The organism is Rhizorhabdus sp. P4_G6 (genome assembly GCF_056401045.1).
Map to the genome: position 1 here is coordinate 164,385 of NZ_JBFUKC010000007.1, position 21,721 is coordinate 186,105.

Sequence of the window (21,721 nt, forward strand, 5' to 3'; positions counted from 1 at the left end):
GGACTTGGGTGGCGACCTTCATCCGGTAAATCTGCGTGGCGGCGGCCCGGTCACCGGGGTGGTCTGCCGTTGGAAAGGAGATAGGCCAGGCACGCGCGCCGCGCATTTCCGCTTCGACCGACCGCGCCAAAGCCTCCACCAAGGCGCATGGCGGCCGACAAACGCATCGCCGGAGTCGACGAACGACAGGAAGGACCCGGCACCCGCCGATCGGCGACGGGAATTTTGAATCGCCCAAGGCGATTGCAACAGGATCGTCACATTTGTAGGTGAAGCGACCGAACCGGGGATCAGATCATTCGCCAGATTGCCGTCCTGCCCTATCGCACCAGCCCAGCAGGCCAGATCGAGGTGCTGCTGATCACCTCGCGGGATACGCGGCGCTGGGTGCTGCCCAAGGGCAACCGGATCAAGGGTCTCAAAAGCCACGAGGCGGCGAGCCACGAAGCTTATGAGGAAGCCGGTCTGGTGGGCATCGCCTGCCCCTTCGCGATCGGCAGCTATAATTATCGCAAGACCCGCAAGAACGGCACGTCCCGCCCGGCGACGGTCGACATCTTTCCATTTTCAGTGACGACCCAGCTCGACGAGTGGCCGGAGCAGGACGAGCGCGAACTGCGCTGGTTCGCGCCGGCCGACGCCGCCGCCGCGGTCGACGAGCTCGAGCTGAAGGACATATTGTCGACATTCCACCCGCCGGTGTGGAATCCCGGACTTACCGAGAGATTTGTGGCGGCGACCCGCCGCCACACAGCAGAGAGGTTCACCATAGTGCGCTGGTTCCAGGCATTGCTGCCCAAGCAAGGCAGCTTCTTCGAACAGTTCGAGGCGCATGCGGCGCTGACCGTCACCGCCGCGGACGCGCTCGGCCGGCTGCTGCAGGGCGGCGCCGACATGCCGATCCACTGCCAGGAGATCTTCGATCGCGAAAATGATGCCGACGACATCATCCGCGACGTCCTGGTCGATGTCCGCAAGACGCTGATCACGCCGTTCGACCGCACGGCGATCACCAGCCTCATCGGCTCGATGGACGATGCGATCGACCAGATGAACCAGACCGCCAAGGCGATCACCCTGTACGAACTCAAGACGTTCGAGCCGCAGATGCGCGACATGGCGGGAATCATCGTCGAGGCGGCACGGATCACGGCCGATGCGATGCCGCTGCTGCGCGACTTGGGCCGCAACGCCGCACGGCTCCACAGCCTGACCGAACGGATCGTCAAGCTCGAGGGCCATGCCGACGAGATCCACGATTCCGGCCTGAAGACGTTGTTCAAGGCGAAAGGCGACACATCACCGATGGCGTTCATCATCGGCCGCGAGGTCTATAGCCACCTCGAGAAGATCACCGACCGGTTCGAGGATGTCGCCAACGAGATCCAGGGCCTCGTGCTCGATCACGCCTGACGATGGAAGGCGCTCTCCTCTCCTTCCCGCTGCTGGTCGGGCTGATCGGCATTGCGCTGGCGTTCGACTTTCTCAACGGCCTGCACGATGCCGCCAACTCGATCGCGACGGTCGTGTCGACACGCGTGCTCAAGCCACATTATGCGGTTGCCTGGGCGGCCTTCTTCAATTTCATCGCCTTCCTCTTCTTCGGCCTTCATGTCGCCGAGACGGTGGGCAAGGGCATCGTCGACGCCGACATCGTCGATGCCCAGGTGATCTTCGGCGCCTTGATGGGCGCGATCAGCTGGAATGTGATCACATGGCTGCTCGGCATTCCCTCCTCGTCGAGCCACGCCCTGATCGGTGGCCTGATCGGCGCCGGCACCGCAAAGGCCGGCCTGTCGGCGGTGGTCTGGTCCGGCGTACTCAAGACCAGCTTCGCGATCATCCTGTCGCCCACGGTCGGACTGCTTCTCGCGCTGCTGCTGGTGCTGATCACCAGTTGGGCCTTTGTCCGCGTAACCCCCACAACAGCGGACAAGCGCTTCCGCCGGATGCAGCTGGTGTCGGCGTCGCTCTATTCGCTCGGCCATGGCGGCAATGACGCGCAGAAGACGATGGGGATCATCGCCGTCCTGCTCTATTCGCAGCATATGCTCGGTGGCGAATTCCACGTCCCCTTCTGGGTGGTGATCACCTGCCAGTCGGCAATGGGGCTGGGCACGCTGCTCGGCGGCTGGCGGATCGTCCACACCATGGGATCGAAGATCACCCGGCTGACGCCGGCGCAGGGCTTCTGCGCGGAAACCGGGGGGGCGATCACGCTGTTCGCCGCGACCTGGCTCGGCGTGCCGGTGTCGACTACCCACACGATCACCGGCGCTATCGTCGGTGTCGGCGCCTCCCGGCGGCTGTCGGCGGTACGCTGGAACGTCGCCGGCAGCATCGTGATCGCCTGGGTTGTCACCCTGCCCGCCGCCGCGGCAATTGCAGCGGCTTTCTACTGGCTGGTCGGGCTGATGGGCTGACGCCTCCCTTCTGCCGCCACTGCGGGAGGGGGAGTCAGGTGCGCGGCGCCAGTCCTTCGGTCAATATATCCACCATTTGCCTGGCAATGTCCGCGGCGCTCAACTCGCCGCCCGGTGCATGCCAGCGCGCCGGCCAGTTGAGCGCGCCCGCTACCGTGAACGCCAGCATCTTCGGATCGGTGCGGGCAATCGATCCGTCCGCCATGCCATCCTCGATCAGATCGCGCATCGCCTTGTCGATCCGGCGTTTGCGCTCGCGAAGGCTCTGCGCGCCCTCGGGGGATAACGCCTCCACGCCGGTCCGTATCACGCAGCGGCCGAAATCGTCCATGTTGATCTCGGCGTAGCGGCGCAGGAAATGGCGCAGCCGGTCGAGCCCCATGCCTGGTGTCCGGTGCGCCTCCTCGACGGCATCGAGAAACTGCTCAAGTCCGATCGCGACGCATTCGAGCAACACCTGCTCCTTGTTGCCGAGGTAATGGTAGATGGTGGGCTTGGAGATTCCGAGGCTCGCTGCCACATCGTCGAGCAACGTCGCATGGAAGCCACGCTCGTTGAACATCCGCACCGCCGCGAGCAGCACCGCCTGGCGCTTGGCCGAGCGCTCCTCGGCCTTCTGCTCGCGCGTACGAAACGGTGATTCGGTGTTTTCCAGCTGCACTTCGGCTTCCAATGACCCTGATCGCTGCTTGACATGAAACCGATGGGGATGCAATCTACTGATGAGTAACCACCCCCAATCGCAGAGGTTTCATGATTCTTACGGAGACCCAGTCGGCCATCAGGGATGGCGTGCGAGACTTCGCCCAGGAACGTATCCGCCCGCGCAGTCAGGCGTTTGAGTCGGCCAAGGGTTATCCCAAGGAATTGTTCGAGGAGGTTGCCGGTCTCGGCCTGATGGGGATGGTCGCGCCCGAATCGGTCGGCGGCGCCGGGGCAGATTATGTTTCCTATGCGCTTTCGCTGATCGAGATCGCCGCCGCCGACGGCGCTCTTTCGACGATCCTCTCGATCCAGAACAGCCTGCTGGTCGGTGGGCTGCTCAAGGAAGGGACCGAGAATCAAAAGGCCCGCTTCCTCCCCGAGCTGATCGGTGGCCGCATTATCGGCGCCTTCGCCCTGACGGAAACCGACGCTGGATCGGACGCGGCCGCGTTGCGCACCCGCGCCACCCGTGCCGACGGCGGCTGGAAACTCAATGGCGCCAAGCAGTTCATCAGCTCCGGCAGCATCGCCGGGCTGGTCATGGTGTTCGCCGTCACCGATCCGGAAGCGGGCAAGAAGGGCATCTCCGCTTTCCTGGTGCCCACCGACAAGCCGGGATTTTCGGTCGACAAGATAGAACATAAGCTGGGCCAGGGCGCGTCGGACACCTGCGCGATCCGCTTCGACGATCTATTCGTCGAGGATGACCTGCTGTTCGGCCAGGAAGGGCGCGGCCTCAACATCGCGCTCGCCAATCTCGAGGCCGGGCGGATCGGCATCGCAGCGCAATGCGTGGGCATGGCGCAGGCGGCGATGGAGATCGCAATCGGCTATGCCCGCGACCGCAAGAGTTTCGGCAAGCCGATCATCGAGCATCAGGCGGTGGGTTTTCGCCTGGCCGACCTCGCCACCCGGCTGGAGGCCGCCCGCCACCTCGTCCTACATGCCGCGACCTGCAAGGACGCCGGGCTTCCCTGCCTGAAGGAAGCCTCGATGGCCAAGCTGTTCGCGTCGGAGGCGGCTGAAGCCATTGTCTCGGGCGCCCTTCAAACGCTCGGCGGCTATGGCTATCTGGAGGAATATGGCCTGGCCAAAATCTACCGCGACGTCCGCGTTTGCCAAATCTACGAGGGCACTTCCGACATTCAGCGGATGGTGATCGCCCGCGCGCTTTGAGGATAGCATCATGAACATCGATCCGATTGTCATCGCATCTTATGCCCGCACCCCGATGGGTGGTTTCCAGGGCGCGCTTGCGGGCGCTTCGGCCACTGAGCTTGGCGCCACGGCAGTGAAGGCCGCGGTCGAGCGCGCCGGCATCGACACCAGCCAGGTAGAGCAGATCTTCATGGGCTGCGTGCTGCCCGCGGGTCTCGGCCAGGCCCCCGCCCGCCAGGCCGCGCTCGGCGCGGGCCTGTCGATGTCGGCCGAAGCCACCACCGTCAACAAGATGTGCGGATCTGGCATGCAGGCTGCGATCATGGCGCATGACGCGCTCGCCGCCGGCAGTGCCGATATCATCGTCGCCGGCGGCATGGAGAGCATGTCCAACGCGCCCTACCTGCTTGCCAAGCATCGTGGTGGCGCGCGGATCGGCCATGATGTCGTCAAGGATTCGATGTATCTCGATGGCCTCGAGGATGCCTACACCCCGGGCAAGCTGATGGGCGCGTTCGCCGAGGACTCGGCGCGCGACTATCAGTTCACCCGCGAGGCGCAGGACGATTATGCGATCCGTTCGCTCAGCCGCGCCAATGCCGCGATCGACAGCGGCGCGTTCAACCGCGAGGTCGTGCCCGTGACCTTGGAGACGCGCGGCGGCACCGTCACCATCGAGCGCGACGAACAGCCTGGCAAGGCGCGTCCCGACAAGATCCCGACACTGAAGCCCGCCTTCGCCAAGGACGGCACGATCACCGCCGCTAATGCTTCGTCGATCTCCGACGGCGCCGCCGCCCTGGTGATGACCCGCGCGAGCGTGGCCGAGAAGCTCGGGCTGCCCGTTGTCGCCAGGGTGGTGGCGCACGCAGCGCATGCGCATGAGCCGGGGCTGTTCACCACCGCGCCGGTCCCTGCGATCCGCAAGCTGCTCGCGAAGGCCGGCTGGGCCGTCGGCGATGTCGATCTGTTCGAAATCAACGAGGCGTTCGCCGTGGTGGCGATGATCGCCGCCAAGGAACTCGACATCCCTGCGGAGAAGCTGAACGTCAACGGCGGCGCCTGCGCTCTCGGCCATCCGATCGGCGCCAGCGGCGCGCGGGTAATCACCACCTTGCTGGGCGCACTCGAGCACCGCGGACTCAAGCGCGGCGTTGCCAGCCTGTGCATCGGCGGCGGCGAGGCTACCGCCTTCGCTGTCGAAATCGTCTGAGGGGAAGAAGTTCATGGATCTTAACGGAATTGCCGCCATCGTTACCGGTGGCGCCTCGGGGCTCGGCGGAGAGACCGCCCGCCTGCTCGCGGCAAATGGCGCGAAGGTCACGATCTTCGACCTCAACGCGGAAATTGGCGCGGAAACGGCTGCCGGGATCGGCGGCCATTATGTGCCGGTCGACGTGTCTGACGACGCCAGCGTCGCCGCTGGGCTGGCCGAAGCCGAACAAAAACACGGAGTCGCCCGTATCCTCGTGAATTGCGCCGGCATTGCGCCGCCGGCACGCATTGTCGGCAAGGACGGGACTCCTCACGCGCTCGATATTTTCCGTAAGGTTGTCGACATCAACCTCATCGGCACGTTCAACGTCCTGTCGAAGTTCGCGGCGCGCCTGATCGCGGCAGAACCGCTCGGCGAGGAACGCGGTGTGATCGTGAACACCGCTTCGGTGGCCGCCTATGACGGCCAGGTCGGCCAGGCCGCCTATGCTGCGTCCAAGGCCGGCGTGGTCGGCCTCACCCTGTGCGCTGCGCGGGACCTCGCCCAGCACCGTATCCGCGTGATGACGATCGCACCGGGGATCTTCATGACGCCGATGATGAAGGGCCTTCCGCAGGCAGCGCAGGACTCGCTCGGCCAGCAGGTGCCGCATCCGAGCCGCCTTGGCAACCCGGCCGAATATGCGCTGCTCGTCGAGAGCATCGTCCGCAATCCGATGCTCAACGGCGAAGTGATCCGGCTGGACGGCGCGATCCGGATGGCACCGCGATGACCGACAGTCCCCTCCTCTTCGAACGCGACGGCCCGATCGCAAAGATCACGCTTAACCGGCCCGCCGCCGGCAATGCGCTGGATCTCCCGCTGGGCAGCGCGCTGGTGCAGGCGGCGATCCAATGCGACAGCGACCCCACGATCCGCTGCGTCGTCCTCACCGGCGCGGGCCGCATGTTCTGCACCGGTGGTGACATCGCAGTGATGGCGTCGTCGGGCGACCGGGTAGGCGCCGTGGTCAGCGAACTTGCCAGCACGCTGCACATGGCGATGTCCCGCCTCGCCCGGATGGACAAGCCGCTGGTCATATTGGTCAATGGGCCCGTGGCCGGCGCCGGCTTTGGGCTATCGCTATGTGGCGACATCGTTCTCGCCGCGCGATCGGCAAAGTTTTCGGCAGCCTATGGGGCGCTGGGGGTAAGCCCCGACGGCGGCCTGACCTGGCTGCTGCCGCGCCTCGTTGGGTTGCGCAAGGCTCAGGAGATCATCATCTCCAATCGCCGGATCGACGCCGAAGAGGCCGAGACGATCGGGATGATCACCCGGGTCGTCGACGATGAGGCGCTGGCCGACGAAGGTGCGAAGCTCGCCGCCGGCCTCGCTCGATCGGCTACCCGCGCGATCGGCACGTCGCGCGCGCTATTGCTTTCCGCATTCGACAATGGCTGGGAAGTCCAGATGGAACTCGAAGCGCGCGGCATCGCCGCCAACATCGCCAGCCCCGAAGGCCGCGAGGGCGTCGCGGCCTTCCTAGCCAAGCGCAAGCCCGACTTCGCAGGCCTCAAATAAGGATCAGCACAGGAACTGCCGGCCCGCCTTCGCCTATGCTGGCTGAGCCGGCGAGACCCACTTCGTTACCGCTTCACGCGGCATCACGATCGAGCAGGTGACGTGCTCCGCATCGACAGGATCGGCTCACAGGACAGGTTCCGGCCTGCGCATGCGATTGAGTGTCGGCAGGATCAGTTGCTTCAGCTTGCAGCGCGCCTTCAAATATCGGATGCGACGGCGAAGTTGATTTACCCAAGGCGCCTCGATCCCGTTCTTCAGCGCCGTTTCCACTATGTCGTCGAGATAGGCGACCTGCACCGGATTATACGCCTTCAGGCCAGCGACCTGATTTGGCCCAAGACTGCCCAAGGCTGGTGGCACGGCTTGCCCGGTCGCGAGAAAGTTGAGCTTGGTTCTGATGCATTTTTCGCAAACTCCGCAATTCCTGCCGGTCATTGGCCCCTGCCAACAGACCCTGAGATTCGCGAGGGCTTCCGGCCACTGCCCCAACCCCTCGATCTTCGTCGAGCGCGTGAATTCACCGGCGTCAAAACGGATGGCCATGTCGCCTGACAGATAGGGGATGGTCAGGGGATTGGATCCCCAAGGCAACTCGAGGTGCCCATAATCCTCGTCCGAGCCCAGCAATGCCGTCCCCGCGTCGCCCGACCATTGATGCATGACGGCGGCCAGTCCCGCGCCGAACTCCATCTCCCAGTCATCACAGATCTTGTTTTTCCAATCCGTCCGACAGCTCGAAACAGGTATTGATCGCGATGCCAGGGTTGCTCGGGAGGCCGATAGCGCAATCTTGAAAGCCTTGTCGTCCACCAGCGGTATGTCGAAGCCATGGATCAATATGGCTGTTCTGAGGTCGCAGCTTGCGCGGCCCGCGCTTTTTTCCTGGTGACGCATAACGGTGAAGGTCGCGTCGACACCGCCCGAGAAGGCGACAACAGCGCCCTCCCGCGACGCTTTCGGGCAATCCATCTCCTCGTCGGCGGTCACCTTCATCTTGTGATAATACGGACGCCAGCAACTCCATATGGCCGCATATTGCTCCGCATTCTCCAGCATCCTGCGAGAAACAGGCGCCGCGATGTGCAAGTCGCGCCCCAGACGCATGGCCCTGTGCAGGAACGCACAGACTGCAAAATCCTTGTTATCTACCGGGCTCGGCACGACGTCGCCACACATCTCCCAAGTTACCACGCCTGCATCGTCAGTTTCGGCCGTTCTGATGACAGAACCCTCGCCGCGTTTTTCATATAGGCGCACTACCAGCGGACGTATCGCCATATCTCCTGCTCTATCCCGTGTTTTTGTTTAGAGTTACGGTTACACTGCCCGGTCTGCATTGAAAATCTACTCGGGATGCCTATTCAGAGTTAATCTGATTTAGTAGCTTGCCGAGGCAGGCCGACACCCGGCTTCTCGCGGGTCATGGCGGAGCCGGCCCCGGCGCAGGCCTGTGGCGATCAGGGTGCGCTATGGGTTGCGCAGGGCGCTTTCGATGCCCGACATATTGCGAGCCTCGTAGTTTGTGCCGCTGCTGGGGCGGATGTGAACTTCCGCAGTCCTTTGCCCGCCCCGCTAGCGATCGACGCGCTGCAGGACCTCGGCGAGGAAATCGATATGTTCCTCTGGAGTGCGATAGCCGCGATGCATCGTGCCGACACTGGCATGGGTGCCCCCCGCATCGCGCCAGCGGCGCAAACTATCGACGCTGTCGGCAACGTCGGGGCCGCGGCCGCCCTTGTCGTGAAGGATCAGATGCGCGCCGAAGCCTTCAACCGGCCGCCCGGCCTCCGCAAGCAGTTCGCGCAAGCGCTTCCAGCCAGGAAGCGCGCTGTCTTCCAGGCCTGCCGCGAAGATGAACCCGTCGGCCAGCCTCGCCGCACGGCGATATGGCGCCTCTCCGAAGCCGCCGCAGAAAATCGGGATCGGGCGGTTCGGACGCGGGATGATGTTGCCCCGGTCGATCTTGTCGAAGGTTCCCTCGAAGCTGACCAGGGGTTCGCTCCATAGCCGGCGCAGATAGGGGATCTGCTCGTCGAGCTTCTTCCCACGCTTGTGAAAGTCCTGGCCGAGCGCATCATATTCGACATAATTCCAACCCGTACCTACGCCGAGCGTTAGGCGCCCGCGCGAGAAGAGGTCGAGATCGGCGGCCTGCTTGGCGACGAGGGCGGTCTGGCGCTGCGGCAGGATCAGGATGCCGGTGACGAACTCGATCTGCCTGGTGATGCCGGCGAGGAAGGAAAATGCCGTGAACGGATCATGGAACGGATCCCTGTCGGTGTAAGGGCCCCAGAGCGGGGGATCGCGGTTTTCGTGGACGGCACCGACGACATGGTCGTACATGAGAAGCGAGGCATATCCCATCGCCTCCACGGCCTGCCCGATCTTTTCGAGCGACTCTACCGTCCCGCTTTCCGTCTGAGGATAGACCGCCCCAATCTTCATCGACATCCTCCAGCGCTCTCTCGAGCGCTCGGCCATCTTTTGGCTTTGCAGCAGACCATATGCAGGCTGATCATGCCTGTCCAGCATCGACCGAGCCGGAACCGCGCATGCGCGTGGGCCTGTTCAGACAAGCTCTACATCGCCGAAATGCCGCCATCGAGCTTGATTTCCGACGCAGTCATCATTCGGCTCTCATCGGACGCGAGATAGAGTACCGCATAGGCAACATCGTCAGGCTGGGCGATGCGACCTATTGGTATCTGGCGCGCCAGCTTGTCGTTGCGCACATCCCGCGCGCCGCGCGACAACGTGTCGAGCAGCGGGGTATCGACGAAGGTCGGATGAACCGAGTTGCAGCGGATATCCAGACCTTCATGCGCACAATGAAGCGCGATCGACTTGGTCAGCATCCAGCCGGCCGCCTTGGACGCGTTATAGCCTGCAAAGCTGTGATAAGCGATCAAGCCCGAAATCGACGATATGTTGATGATCGAACCCGGCTGATGAGCACGCATGATCGCAAGGGCTGCGCGGGTCCCGAAGAATATGCTGTCGACATTGATGGCCATCGCCCGATGCCATGTTTCGGTCGGCAGATTCTCGATCGATCCCACCGGGGCGATGCCTGCATTGTTGACCAGTACCGACAGGCTGCCCATGCGCTCGGCGGCCGCGGCCGCCACATCCGGCCAGGACCGCTCGTCGGTCACGTCCAGAAAGGCGGCATAGGCCACCTTGGCGCCCATGGCATCGTTGATCGCTTCCGCTTGCTCGCGGGCGCCGTCGCCGTTGACGTCGGCCAGCATGACCTGCGCGCCATGCCGCGCCAGCATATGCGCGATGGCAGCCCCTAGTCCCTGGGCAGCTCCCGTGACCAACGCCGCCTTGCCGGCAACCCGACCGGAGTACTGCATAGTATTTCTCCCTGACCTGTAGATTATAACTTCGGCACACCCTAAACTCTTGACCCCGTTGATCAACGGCGGGGCCCAAGAAATAGATGCCTCAAGACCCTTTTATCTGCACATTTCAGAGAAGCCGATGAACGTCGGCAAGGTCGGATGGCCGCCGCCAATATTTCGTGGCGCCCGAGGCAGCGGTGGCGCTTCCCTTCCAGTAAGGCACGGGGCACGTCACCAATTATGTTAGTTGCTCACAATCGCCCCCGAGAACACTCTCCTTCGGTGGCGCCTGAACTCACCTGTCAGCGCACCGATCAAGACGCAGTTATCTTCGGCTGCATGGCGAGCTTGCGCCATGCAGATCAGGGGGGACGCAAGAGGGGGTAGCTTTGGCGAAATGAAGCGGTAATCGACACCCTCGCCGGCCCGACCTCTCGATGCAGGCGACAGTTTGCACGATGAGGCGGCCCCAACGCCGCTGAAGGAGCGGACGGCCGGCCCCGGGCACGCGCAGGACGAGCGGATGCCGGCACGAAGCCTGACTGAAGGATGCCGCTAAAGCCTTATAATAAGGCTGCCGCGTGCTCCGAACAACGAACAACAACAAGCCGGACGGGACACCGCCGGACGTTACACGGGGAAGGATACAGCATGGAAGAAGGTTTCAACCATAGCCAGGGCCAGCGACGGATGCGGCCAGACGCCTACGCGACCTCGGTCATGACGGCGGTCGGGTGCTTTCTCATGCTGAACATCGGCGCGCCCGCCTCGGCAGAGACGGCCGAGGCGCAGCCGATCCAGGAAATCGTGGTGACCGCCCGCAAACAATCCGAAAGCCTGCAGAAGGTGCCCGTGACGATCACTGCGATCGCCGGCGCCGAACTCGCGCGATTCAAGCTCGACAAGCCGGAAGACGTGGCGAGCCGCATCCCGACTTTGAACGTGTCTTGCTGCGGTTCCGGATCAGGCGCCCAGGTCAGCCTGCGTGGCGTCGGTTCTTCCTATCTCTCCGCAGCGTTTGACTCGGCTGTCGCACTGGATTTCGACGGCGTCGTCGTCAGCAGCATGCGCGTGCTGCAGTCGGGCTTCTTCGACATGCAACAGGTCGAAGTCCTCAAGGGGCCTCAGTCGCTATATTTCGGCAAGAGCGCCTCGGCCGGCGTGCTGTCGTTCAAGTCGGCGGATCCGACCGACCATTGGCAATTCGGCGGCAAGGCATCCTACGAGTTCGAGCAGAAGGGCTATACCGCCGAAGCCTTCGCCTCCGGCCCGCTTACCGAGACGCTGGGCCTGCGGCTGGCGGGCAAGTATAACGACATCAAGGAAGTGCTGCATAATTCGGCGCCCGGCGTGCGGCATCCCGACCGCGGCGAGAAGAACGCCAACGCTCGTGCCACCCTGCAGTGGAAGCCCTCGGATTCCTTCTCCGCCAACCTCAAGATCAATTATGTGCATCACGCAGCCGACGGATCGATCCGTAACTCCGTGATCGGTTGCGGGAATAACGGCGTCGCCGATCCGATCAGCCTGGCCGGTGGCGCCTTCCTGATCCCGGCCGGCTACAACTGCGACATCTCCGGCAATCGCTACGTCCTGCCGGACATCGCAGCGCCGCTGGCGATACAGGCGCCGCTCGGGAAAGATTTCCACCATGGCGTGCCTTACGCGAGCTCCGACATCTATTTCGGCCGGCTCAAGTTCGACTGGAAGCTCAGCGACCAGCTGACCGTCTCCTCGATCACCGGCTACCTCGATCAGAACTCCGTCGATTTCGACGCCTTCAGCTATGGCGGCGTGCTGGGCGGGGCCAGCTTTGGCACCGGCGCTGGCCTGGCGTTCAACAAGCTGCGCCAGTTCAGCCAGGAGGCGAGGCTGACCAGCAGCTTCGACGGTCCGCTGAACTTCATGCTCGGCGGCTTCTACGAAAAGCGCCACATCGAGTACAACACGTCGCAGAACGGGATCAACATCGCTGTCCTCGCCGGTCCCGACCCGATCACGGGGAACACCTCCGACTGGTTCAAGGAACATCTTACGCATACCGATGCGGTTTCAGCCTTCGGCAGCGTCAATTACGACATCACGAGCCAATTGAAGCTTTCGGGCGGTGTGCGCTGGACCCATGAGAAGAAGGACCAGCTGATCTCGATCCCCTACGAAAACGTCATTCTGAGCAGCGCTTTCGGCTTTGCGCCGAGCGGCTTCGTCGCTGATCCGATCAATTACAAGGACAGCAACGTCTCGCCGGAAGTGTCCCTGAGCTACCAGCCGACCAGGGACCTCAACTTCTATGCGGCGTACAAGAAGGGCTACAAGTCCGGCGGCATCGACAACAGCGCCCTGCCGTCCAACGCACTGCTTGGCCTGTCGAGCGCGGATCCCGCGGTCAAGGCCCGGACCGCCGCCGCACTGATCTATAAATCGGAAACCGCCAAGGGCGGCGAAATAGGCATGAAGTCGCAATGGCTCGATCGTAAGCTCACGATCAATGTCTCGATCTACGACTACAAGTTCAACAACCTGCAACTGCAGATCTTCGACGGCCGGGCCGTGCAGTTCCGCACGACGAACGCCGGCGAGCTGACATCCAAGGGCGCGGACGTCGATTTCAGGTGGGTGACCGATGTCCCGGGGCTCACACTCTATGGTGCGCTCGCCTACACCGACGCCAAATATTCCAAGACGTTCATCCCCGACCCCGACAATGCGCCGCTCGGCGATCTCAAGGGCCGCGCGTCTTCCGGGGCGCCGAAATGGTCCGGCAATGCCGCGGCCAACTTCCACACCCCCGTGGGGAACGACTTCGCCCTCGACCTGACTGGAAACGTGCAGTTCAAGAGCCGCTACTATACCCGCGACGGCAGCCTGTCCGACTATGTTCAAGGCTCGTCGACCAGCTTCGACCTGGCCGCCTCCTTCGGCCCTCAGGATGGCCGCTGGTCGGTGGCCCTGATCGGCACGAACCTGGGGGACAAGCGCACGGTGACATCCAGCGGCCCGCGGCCGTTCCAGTCGGCGACTGGCGACGACGTGATCCTGAACCTGAGCGAGGGCCGCAAGCTGTTCGTCCAAGCCGGGTTCAAGTTCTAGACCAGGCACATGTGCTGCGGGCGGGCGGAGCTTTCGACGAAAGCCGAGCCCGTCCGCCGCACAGGGCACAGAATATGATCGTCCAGGCCGCGCCTGGCCCCTGTGACGGTCAGGTGAAGAAACCGCCCGTCGCGGCGAGCCGCTCGAGCAAGGGCGAGATTCGGATCGCATCGCCCGCCTGTTGGCGGGCCTTCAATCGATCGACGATTCCGGCAAGACCGACCCCGTCGCCCCAGAACATCGGCCCGCCCGAATGGACCGGCCACCCATAGCCGGCGACCAGGGCCATATCGATATCCGACGCCTTGAGCGCGACCCCCTCTTCGAGAAGCTTCGCACCTTCGTTCACGACAGGATCGAGCAGCTCGAAGACGATCTGCTCCTCGCTATAGCTCTTCTGGCCGATCCCGGCCCGATCGCGGAACGCCGTGATCACATTCTGCACGTGTGGCGACGGCCGGCCGACGCGCTGTTCGTCATAATCATAATAGCCGGCGCCCTTCTTCTGGCCCCAGCGGCCGCTTTCGCACAATATTTCCTGCACCGTGCGGCCGGCCGTATTGTTCGCGTCCCAGCCGATGACATCCAGGCCGACCAGGTCGAGCATCGCGAAGACGCCCATGGGAAAACCGAAATTGGCCATCGCCGCATCGATGTCCCAGGGCAGCGGGCCTTCGAGCAATATGCGGTCGGCGGCTTCGCCTCGCCGCGCCATCAGACGGTTGGCGATGAACCCGTCGCACACGCCGGAGAGGACCGCGACCTTGTCCAGCGTGCGCCCCAACGCCATCGCCGTGGCGACGACGGCGCCGGACGTCTTCTCGCCTCGGACCACTTCAAGCAGTCGCATGATGTTGGCCGGTGCAAAGAAATGCAGTCCGACCACATGTTCGGGCCGCGCTGTGACCGCGGCGATCGCATTGAGGTCGAGAAACGACGTGTTGCTGGCGAGGATCGCACCGGGCTTCGCAATCACATCGAGCTGGCGGAATATGGATTGCTTCAGGTCGAGGCGTTCGAAGACGGCCTCGACGACCAGGTCAGCCTCGGCAGCGCCCTCGATCGCGGAACTGCTGCTGAGCGCCGCGAGCCGCTTGTCGGCCTCACCCGGCGTAATCCGGCCCTTTTCGGCCAGCGATCGGATAGTCTTGTCTATGCGCTTCGACGCCAGTTGCAGCGCCGCACCGTCCAGGTCGATGAGCGTGACCGACAGTCCAGCATTGAGGAACGCGATCGCGATGCCCGTTCCCATCGTGCCGGCCCCGATCACGGCGATCGACCTTAGCGGCTGGGGAATCACATCCCTGCCCAGCCCCGGGATCTTGCTGGTCGCCCGTTCGGCGAAGAAGATATGGCGTTGGGCCGCCGATTCCCGGCTGGCCATCAGGTCCTCGAACAGCGCCCATTCCCGTGCCAGGCCTTCGTCGAAGGAAAGCATGGCCGCCGCCTCGATCGCCTTGATGATGTTGCCCGGAGCCTTGAAGCCCTTGAAGGATCGTGCGTTCTTCTCCTTGAACGCCGCGATGTGCCTGGACGCGTCATCCGCTGAAAGATCCGGAGCCAGGTCGCGCGCCAAGCGCAGCGGAGCATTTTCGTCCGCGAGGCGGGCGGCATAGGCGATCGCCTCGTCGCGCAGCGTGCCCTCGGCGGACAGCAGGTCGATCAGCCCGGCCGCCTTGCCTGCGCTCGCGGCGATCGGCTTGCCGAACACGATGAGGTCCAGCGCCGCCGCGATGCCGGCGAGCCGCGGGGTCCGCTGGGTGCCCCCCGCTCCGGGGAGAAGACCGAGATTGACCTCTGGCAGCCCGATGCGGGCAGAAGGCTCGGCAATCCGGTAGTGGCAAGCCAATGCCAGTTCGAAGCCGCCCCCGAGTGCGGTGCCATGGATCGCCGCGACCACCGGCTTTGCGGCACCCTCGATGATCCTGAAAATGTCGTTGAGGTCCGGCTTCAGAAGCGGCTTGCCGAACTCGCCGATATCGGCGCCGGCAAAGAATGTCCGGCCCGCACAGGCGATGACGACAGCCTTGACGGCCTCATCCGCCAGCGCCCTAGTCACCCCCGCCTCGAGACCGATGCGCACGACATGGCCCAGGGCGTTCACCGGGGGCGAATCGACTTCCAGAACGGCAACCCCATTGATGGTCATCAACTGGGTTACCGGGTTGAGCCTGGTCATCATTCCACTCCTTGTCCGCGCATAGATCGGTGGCCGCTGCGACGGCGTCAGCTGTAGGTCGGCTCGTCCCACCATGGGAAAAAGTCCGGCATGTTCGCAGACACGCTGTCGGGAAAGGCCACGGCGCGCTTCTCGATGAAGGACGCGACGCCCTCCGCTCCATCCGCGGACCGCCCCCGGGACAGGATCGCGCGACTGTCGATCCTGTGGGCCTCCATCGGGCTGCTCATGCCAAGGCCCCGCCACAGCATCTGCCGCGTAAGTGCGATGGAAACGGGCGCGCTGCTTTCGACGAACCCGCGCGCAAGCGCGCGTGCGGCCGGCAGCAGCGCGTCCGGCTCGTACACAGCCTTTACGAGGCCGCCCTCGACCGCTTCTGTCGCCGGGAACAGGCTTCCGCTGAAACACCATTCCAGTGCCTGCGCGATGCCGACGATCCGCGGCAGAAACCAGGACGAGGCGGCTTCCGGAACGATCCCGCGCCGAACGAAGACGAAGCCGAAACGCGCGTCGCGACTGGCCAGCCGAATGTCCATCGGCAGCGTCATCGTCGCGCCAATGCCGACGGCCGGACCATTGATGGCGGCGATCACGGGCTTCAGACAGCGGAAGATGCGCAAGGTGAGCCGTCCGCCGCCGTCGCGGGCCGCACTGGCGCCATAGTTGAACGTGCCGTCGGCGTTCAGGAGGCCTTCGCCTCCCTCGGTTATGAAGCCCTCTGGCCCGGCGGAGATATCGGCTCCCGCGCAGAAGGCCCGGCCCTCTCCGGTCACGATGACGGCGCGGACCCGATCATCGGCGTCGACCCGATCGAATGCATCGATCATCTCGGTCATCATAAGCGGCGTGAACGCGTTGAGCTTGGAAGGCTGCGCCAGCGTCAGCGTCGCTATGCCATCTTCGACATCGTAGCGGATGGTCTTGTAGGTCATGGCATCCTCCCTTTGGCCGACGTCCAGATCACGGGTGGCAGGACGAACTCTACAGCGGCGTCAGCAGATGCCCGCCATCCACCACGAGGTCGCTCCCGGTCATGAAAGCCGATGCGGAAGAGGCCAGCAGCAGCAGCGCCCCATCGAGATCGCCAAAGCTGCCGAAGCGCCGCATCGCCACCCGCTTGCGCATTGCCTCGCCGTGCGAAGATGCGAGGAACTCCCGGTTGATATCGGTCTCGAAAAAGCCGGGAGAGATTGAGTTCACCCTGATCCCATAGCGTGCCAGGCTCCACGCCAGCTGGCGGGTCAGCTGCAGCACGCCCGCCTTCGAGATATTATAAGGCGCGATGCCATCCATCCCGCGGTGGCCGGTGATCGATGCGATATTGATGATCGATCCCCCGGATTGGGCTGCCTTCATCCGCCGCGCCGTCTCCGTTGCGACCAGCCACACCCCCTTCAGGTTGATGTCGAGCACATGGTCGTAATCATCTTCGGCCAGGGCGAGCACGGCCCCCGATCGCTCCACTCCGGCGTTGTTGACGAGAATGTCGATCGGCCCGGCAATATCCAGCCCGGCCGCGATGCTGTCGGAATCGGCCACATCCATCGCCACCGCACGGGCGCTTCCTCCCGTGGCGGCAATGCGGGCGACCAGCGCTTCCAGCTGGGGCATACGCCGCGCCGCCACCACCACCTCGGCGCCGGCCTGCGCGAGCGTGCAGGCGAAATGCGCGCCCAGCCCCTTGCTCGATGCCCCGGTTATCAGTGCCCGGGTACCGTTTAGATCCGCACGGAGAGTCACCGGCCGCCCCCCCTGAATTCTAGAGCGCCTCGATGATCGTGACATTGGCTATGCCGCCGCCTTCGCACATGGTCTGCAGGCCCCAGCGCTTGTTGCGGGCGCGGAGCGCATGGATCAATGTCGTCATCAGCTTGGCGCCGGACGCGCCCAGCGGATGCCCCAGCGAGATCGCGCCGCCATTGACGTTGAGCCGATCCGGATCGGCACCGACATGGCCGAGCCAGGCGAGGGGAACAGGCGCGAAGGCCTCGTTCACTTCATAGAGGTCGATGTCCTCGATCCGCAGCCCGGCGCGCTTCAGCGCCCGATCGGTCGCGGGCAGGGGTTCCTCCAGCATGATCACGGGGTCACCGGCCGTGACGGTCAGGTTGTGAATGCGGGCGAGCGGCGTGAGGCCATGCGCCTTGAGCGCCGCCTCACTCACCACCATCACGCCGGCTGCGCCATCGCAGATCTGGCTGGCATTCGCCGCCGAGATCTTGCCACCTTCGCGCAACAGCTTGACCGAACCGATCGACTGGAGCGTCGCATCATGGCGGATGCCCTCGTCGGCCATATGAAGCGAAACATTGCCGTCTGCATCGGCGACCTCCACCGGCACGATCTCCGCGGCGAAGGCGTCCGCCTGTGCCGCAGCGGCGGCGCGGCGATGGCTTTCCAGCGCGAAGGCGTCGCAATGTTCACGGCTGAAGCCATATTTGTCGGCGATCGCCTCGGCACCATCGAACTGGCTGAATTCGGGGACGCCGAAGCGCTGCAGGATCGTCGCAGACCAGGGGCCGACCCCTAGTCCCGCTGCCGTCGCCAGGGTCAGCGGCGAGCCCATCGGCACGCGCGACATGCTTTCCACGCCGGCGGCGATCACCACGTCCTGCGTACCGGACATCACGGCCTGGGCAGCGAAATGGATCGCCTGCTGCGAGGACCCGCATTGGCGGTCTATGGTCACGGCAGGCACGCTCTGCGGCAGGATGGATGCCAGCACCGCATTGCGGCCGACATGCATGCTCTGCTCGCCGGCCTGGCCGACACAGCCCATGATGACGTCATCGATGGCGGCGGGGTCGATGCCGGCGCGCGCTACCAGCGCGTCGAGCACTTTGCCGGCAAGGTCTGCGGGATGCCAGGCGGCGAGCCTGCCGTTGCGGCGGGCGCCGGCCGTGCGGCCTGCCGCAACGATATAGGCCTGCTTGCTGCTCATGCTGATTTGCTCCTGCGGATGTTCGGGCGGTCTGGACGGCGCGGTCCGCTCATTGTTCGAGCGAGCGCGCGATCAGCAATTTCATGATCTCGCTGGTGCCGCCGTAAATGCGTTTGACGCGCACATCCTTGTACATCTGCGCGATCGGATATTCGTTCATATAGCCATAGCCGCCGAACAGCTGCTGACAGCTGTCGACGACGCGCTGGGCGCGCTCGGCCACCCATAGCTTGGCCATGCTGGCGCCTGCGGCGTCCAGTTCGCCGCGCACATGATCCGCGATGCACTGATCGACGAAGCTGCGGGCGACCATCGCCTCGGTCTTGCATTCGGCGAGGCGGAACTGCGTATTCTGGAAATCGAGCAGCCGCTGCCCGAAGGCCTTGCGGTCCCGGACATAGGCCAGCGTATGATCGACTGCGGCCTCCATCAGCGCGAGGGCCTCGATCGCGATCATCAGCCGCTCCTGCGGCAGTTGCTGCATGAGCTGGTGGAGGCCATGGCCTTCCTCGCCTCCGATCAGGTTCGCCGCTGGCACCTCCACGTCATCGAAGAACAGCTCCGACGTGTCGGCCATTTCCAGGCCGACCTTGTCGAGATTGCGCCCGCGCCAGAAGCCGACCGCATCGCCGGTTTCGACCCCGAACAGGGAAATCCCCTTAGACCCGGCGGCCGGATCGGTGCGGGCGACGACGATGATGAGGTCGGCATGCTGGCCGTTGCTGATGAAAGTCTTCTGGCCGCTGATCTTGTAGGCGCCGCCCTCGCGCACCGCGTTCGTGCGGATGCCGCGCAGATCCGATCCGGCGCCGGGCTCGGTCATGGCGATGGCGGTGATGACCTCGCCCGATACGATCTTCGGCAGCCAGCGACGACGTTGCTCGGCTGTGCCGTAGCGCTCGATATATGGTGCGACGATGCCGTTGTGCAGCGGTACGCCCCACCCGTCAGCCCCGGCCAGGCCAAGGCGGCGGATCAGCACCGCCTCATGGCGAAAATCGCCGCCCGCGCCGCCATATTCGGGCGCAATCGATACGCCGAGCAATCCAGCTTCGGCCATTTTACGCCACGCTGCGCGCTCGACGATGCCGTCGTCGCGCCAGCGGGCGAGCCGCTCGGGCGACACATTGTCGGCCAGGGTGCGGCGCACCGAATCGTCGAACAGGACGAGTTCCTCGTCCATCCAGCGCGATGGTTGATCGAATATGCCTGTCATGGGAACCTCAGCGCGGGGCCATGCGGATGGCGCCGTCCAGCCGGACATCCTCTCCATTGAGATAGCCGTTCTCTATCATCGCCAGGGCGAGCTCGGCATATTCCGCCGGATCGCCGAACCGCTTCGGAAAAGGCACGCTGGCCGCCAGCGCATCCTTCACATGATCGGGCGCCGCATTCATCAGCGGCGTGTTGAAGATGCCGGGCAGGATCGTGTTGACGCGAATCCCCTCGCCCATGAGATCGCGGGCGATCGGCAGGGTCAGCGCGACGATGCCGCCCTTCGAAGCGGAATATGCCGCTTGCCCCGCCTGGCCATCCTCGGCGGCGACGCTGGCCGTCATCACGATCGCCCCGCGCTCGCAGGAAGCGCCCACCGGATCGAGCCCCAGCATCCCGGCCGCGGACTTGGCGATGCAGCGGAATGTGCCGACCAGATTCACCTGGATGACGAGATTGAAGGCATCGAGTGGAAAGTGCCGGATTTCTCCGCTCTTCTTGTCGCGGCTTGCCGTCTTCACCGCGTTGCCGATGCCAGCGCAGTTGACCAGGATGCGCTCCTGCCCATGCGCCGCTCGCGCCGCGGCGAAGCCGTTGTCCACGCTCTCGTCGGAGGTGACGTCGACCTCGCAGAAGACGCCGCCGATCTCCCCGGCCAGCGCGGTCCCCTGCTCGACATTGAGATCGAAAATCGCCACCTTCGCGCCCTTGGCCGCCAGCCCCCGCGCGGTTGCCGCACCGAGGCCGGATGCACCGCCAGTGACCACCGCAGCGGCCTGGGAATCGAGTTTCACAATGAGCTTCCTTTACAATCCACCGACGCGGCCAGCTCGTGAGGGCCAATGTCCAGTGCTGCGACAGTAACGAAGCAATGGCGGGGCCGACCCTGCCATTTTTGACGGTCTTGGCTGGACGGGTGCGACGGTAGACTCTCTCGAACATGATATGGAAGGCAACGCCATGACCCCGCTGGAAGCGACCCAAGCGATGTACGACCACGCCTCGCGTGGCGAATGGGAGATGGTCGCCGCTTTCATGGCGGAGGATCTCGTCATCCACGAACCGCCGACGCTGCCCTATGGCGGGGAATGGCGCGGCCGTGACGCGCTCCAGCGGCTGTTCACCCATGTAATGGGCTTCTGGGATGATCCGCATGTCGAATGGATCGATCTGGTCGGCGGGGATCATCACGTCGTCGCGCTGCTGCAGATGAGCGCGACCGTGCGCACGACCGGCAAACATTTCACGCAGCGTATCGCCGAGGTGACGCGCTTCGATGTCGACGGGAAGATGGCGGAGATGCACATTCACTATTTCGACGCGGGTGAAATAGCGCGCCTGCTCGCGGGATGAGGAGTGCGTCCTTTGCTGCAGAGCCGGCCGCAGGTGGGTTGCTACAGCGCGAACGCCCCGTCCGGATCGGCTTCCATCAGTTCGACGATGTTTCCATCCGGATCACGCCCATAAGTAGCGGCACATAGGCCGGGCAGGCGCTGGGGCGGGCAATTGAACGGCATGCCCGCCGCCTTCAGCCGCTCATATTCGGCATCGATGTCGGTCACGCTCATGCAGATATGGGTATAGCCCTGGTCGTTGACCGGACGCCGGGGATCGCCTGTCTTGCCGGCCGGATTTTCGAACTGGAACAGTTCCAGGCAGGCATTGCCCGTCCGGAGCATCACCATCTTCACTGCCGTATCGCGCAAGCCATAAATCGCGTCTGCCGCGGCATTGCCCGCCCCCCAAGCATATTCGAGCGCGACCTCGAATCCAAGGAGATCGCAATAGAAGCGGGTCAGCCGGCCGATATCCCCGGTCGTAATGCTGGCATGGTGGATGCCCTTGATCATCTGCGCCGTTCCGCTGTCCGATTTTATCGCACAC

At 64.1% G+C, this 21,721-nt stretch carries 19 protein-coding genes; 8 read left to right on the top strand and 11 right to left on the bottom strand.

Translation table 11 applies throughout. The annotated features are described in order from the left end of the window. Positions 1-297 precede the first annotated feature (297 nt). Entirely contained in the window at positions 298-1,413 is a 1,116-nt protein-coding gene (locus AC1DPF_RS10050; RefSeq protein ID WP_477961091.1) for a DUF47 family protein, read from the top strand. Positions 1,414-1,415: 2 nt separating this feature from the next. Next, entirely contained in the window at positions 1,416-2,423 is a 1,008-nt protein-coding gene (locus tag AC1DPF_RS10055; protein ID WP_477869491.1) for an inorganic phosphate transporter, read from the top strand. Between the two features lie 34 nt (positions 2,424-2,457). Here AC1DPF_RS10055 and AC1DPF_RS10060 read toward each other — a convergent pair whose 3' ends face one another. Then, positions 2,458-3,084, bottom strand: a complete 627-nt coding sequence (locus AC1DPF_RS10060; protein ID WP_477869489.1) for a TetR/AcrR family transcriptional regulator — start codon at positions 3,082-3,084, stop codon at positions 2,458-2,460. Between the two features lie 92 nt (positions 3,085-3,176). Here AC1DPF_RS10060 and AC1DPF_RS10065 point away from each other — a divergent pair, with 92 nt between their 5' ends. Genes AC1DPF_RS10065 through AC1DPF_RS10080 form a run of 4 tightly spaced genes read left to right on the top strand, consistent with a single transcriptional unit; the run spans position 3,177 to position 7,062 of the window. Beyond that, complete coding sequence (locus AC1DPF_RS10065) at positions 3,177-4,304, top strand: acyl-CoA dehydrogenase family protein (RefSeq protein WP_477869487.1); 1,128 nt, start codon at positions 3,177-3,179, stop codon at positions 4,302-4,304. A 10-nt stretch (positions 4,305-4,314) separates the two neighbouring features. Beyond that, positions 4,315-5,499: an acetyl-CoA C-acyltransferase gene (locus AC1DPF_RS10070; RefSeq protein WP_477869485.1), complete on the top strand. Its 1,185-nt coding sequence runs from the start codon at positions 4,315-4,317 to the stop codon at positions 5,497-5,499. Between the two features lie 13 nt (positions 5,500-5,512). Beyond that, the gene (locus AC1DPF_RS10075; protein WP_477869483.1) at positions 5,513-6,274 is read left to right on the top strand and encodes an SDR family NAD(P)-dependent oxidoreductase; all 762 of its coding nucleotides are present in this window, start codon (positions 5,513-5,515) and stop codon (positions 6,272-6,274) included. Continuing rightward, positions 6,271-7,062: an enoyl-CoA hydratase/isomerase family protein gene (locus AC1DPF_RS10080; RefSeq protein ID WP_477961052.1), complete on the top strand. Its 792-nt coding sequence runs from the start codon at positions 6,271-6,273 to the stop codon at positions 7,060-7,062. Before AC1DPF_RS10075 ends, AC1DPF_RS10080 begins: the two co-directional genes overlap by 4 nt. A gap of 126 nt (positions 7,063-7,188) precedes the next feature. Here AC1DPF_RS10080 and AC1DPF_RS10085 read toward each other — a convergent pair whose 3' ends face one another. The 3 genes from AC1DPF_RS10085 to AC1DPF_RS10095 all read right to left on the bottom strand — a co-directional run bounded on the left by AC1DPF_RS10085 (position 7,189) and on the right by AC1DPF_RS10095 (position 10,424). Beyond that, entirely contained in the window at positions 7,189-8,343 is a 1,155-nt protein-coding gene (locus tag AC1DPF_RS10085; RefSeq protein ID WP_477961054.1) for a hypothetical protein, read from the bottom strand. Between the two features lie 294 nt (positions 8,344-8,637). After that, positions 8,638-9,510: an LLM class F420-dependent oxidoreductase gene (locus tag AC1DPF_RS10090; protein ID WP_477961056.1), complete on the bottom strand. Its 873-nt coding sequence runs from the start codon at positions 9,508-9,510 to the stop codon at positions 8,638-8,640. A gap of 134 nt (positions 9,511-9,644) precedes the next feature. After that, positions 9,645-10,424 carry an SDR family oxidoreductase gene (locus tag AC1DPF_RS10095; RefSeq protein ID WP_477961057.1) on the bottom strand — a complete coding sequence of 260 codons (780 nt, stop codon included), beginning with the start codon at positions 10,422-10,424 and terminating at the stop codon, positions 9,645-9,647. A 639-nt stretch (positions 10,425-11,063) separates the two neighbouring features. On the opposite strand from AC1DPF_RS10095, the gene AC1DPF_RS10100 reads away from it, so the two are divergent. Then, on the top strand, positions 11,064-13,502 hold the full coding sequence (locus AC1DPF_RS10100; RefSeq protein ID WP_477961059.1) for a TonB-dependent receptor: 2,439 nt from the start codon (positions 11,064-11,066) through the stop codon (positions 13,500-13,502). Between the two features lie 109 nt (positions 13,503-13,611). Here AC1DPF_RS10100 and AC1DPF_RS10105 read toward each other — a convergent pair whose 3' ends face one another. The 6 genes from AC1DPF_RS10105 to AC1DPF_RS10130 are packed head-to-tail and all read right to left on the bottom strand — an operon-like array spanning position 13,612 to position 20,631. Further along, a complete protein-coding gene (locus AC1DPF_RS10105) occupies positions 13,612-15,684 on the bottom strand; it encodes a 3-hydroxyacyl-CoA dehydrogenase NAD-binding domain-containing protein (protein WP_477961062.1) in 2,073 nt (690 codons plus the stop codon). 44 nt (positions 15,685-15,728) lie between these two features. Then, positions 15,729-16,613 (bottom strand): crotonase/enoyl-CoA hydratase family protein, encoded by an 885-nt coding sequence (locus tag AC1DPF_RS10110; protein ID WP_477961064.1) that lies wholly within the window; start codon positions 16,611-16,613, stop codon positions 15,729-15,731. Between the two features lie 49 nt (positions 16,614-16,662). Continuing rightward, positions 16,663-17,421, bottom strand: coding sequence for an SDR family NAD(P)-dependent oxidoreductase (locus AC1DPF_RS10115; RefSeq protein ID WP_477961066.1), 759 nt, complete (start codon positions 17,419-17,421; stop codon positions 16,663-16,665). Positions 17,422-17,440: 19 nt separating this feature from the next. Then, positions 17,441-18,622 carry an acetyl-CoA C-acetyltransferase gene (locus tag AC1DPF_RS10120; protein ID WP_477961067.1) on the bottom strand — a complete coding sequence of 394 codons (1,182 nt, stop codon included), beginning with the start codon at positions 18,620-18,622 and terminating at the stop codon, positions 17,441-17,443. A 49-nt stretch (positions 18,623-18,671) separates the two neighbouring features. After that, positions 18,672-19,838: an acyl-CoA dehydrogenase family protein gene (locus AC1DPF_RS10125; protein ID WP_477961069.1), complete on the bottom strand. Its 1,167-nt coding sequence runs from the start codon at positions 19,836-19,838 to the stop codon at positions 18,672-18,674. A 7-nt stretch (positions 19,839-19,845) separates the two neighbouring features. Then, positions 19,846-20,631 (bottom strand): SDR family NAD(P)-dependent oxidoreductase, encoded by a 786-nt coding sequence (locus AC1DPF_RS10130; protein ID WP_477961071.1) that lies wholly within the window; start codon positions 20,629-20,631, stop codon positions 19,846-19,848. Positions 20,632-20,782: 151 nt separating this feature from the next. Here AC1DPF_RS10130 and AC1DPF_RS10135 point away from each other — a divergent pair, with 151 nt between their 5' ends. Then, positions 20,783-21,190 carry a nuclear transport factor 2 family protein gene (locus AC1DPF_RS10135; protein WP_477869460.1) on the top strand — a complete coding sequence of 136 codons (408 nt, stop codon included), beginning with the start codon at positions 20,783-20,785 and terminating at the stop codon, positions 21,188-21,190. A gap of 41 nt (positions 21,191-21,231) precedes the next feature. Here AC1DPF_RS10135 and AC1DPF_RS10140 read toward each other — a convergent pair whose 3' ends face one another. Continuing rightward, positions 21,232-21,687: a VOC family protein gene (locus AC1DPF_RS10140; protein WP_477961073.1), complete on the bottom strand. Its 456-nt coding sequence runs from the start codon at positions 21,685-21,687 to the stop codon at positions 21,232-21,234. Positions 21,688-21,721 lie beyond the last annotated feature (34 nt).